Source organism: Variovorax sp. Soil_C_17 (assembly GCF_057657265.1).
The window spans coordinates 1-334 of the sequence record NZ_JBDGIT010000061.1; the positions used below are offsets into that span (position 1 = coordinate 1).

Consider the following 334-nt stretch of genomic DNA (forward strand, 5'->3'; position numbering starts at 1 on the left):
TTGTTGACGATGCCCAGGTCGTCCGCCGACATCAGGTCGTAGCGCAGGCTGGAGGACACGTGCAGCACGTCCTCCGGATTGCAGCCCAGCGAGTCGAGCATGTATTCGAAGGCCTTCAGGCGCGGCTTGTAGGCCTGGGCCTGCTGCGCGGTGTAGACGCGGTGGAAGGGCGCCCCGAGCAGCGCGACGTTCTTCTGGATCTGGTCGTCCGAGGCGTTGGACAGGATCACCAGCGGGATCTCGTTGGCGATCTTGGACAGGCCCGCGGGCACGTCCGCATGCGGCGCCCAGGTGGGCACCGCGTCGTAGTACTTCTGCGCTTCGCTGTCGAGGT

The 334-nt window shown here is 65.9% G+C and carries 1 protein-coding gene; it reads right to left on the reverse strand.

Annotated elements, in window-relative coordinates; genetic code table 11:
- Positions 1 to 334 (reverse strand): HAD-IA family hydrolase (locus tag AC3A6Y_RS35035; RefSeq protein ID WP_487872797.1); only part of this gene is annotated, 334 nt, incomplete at both ends.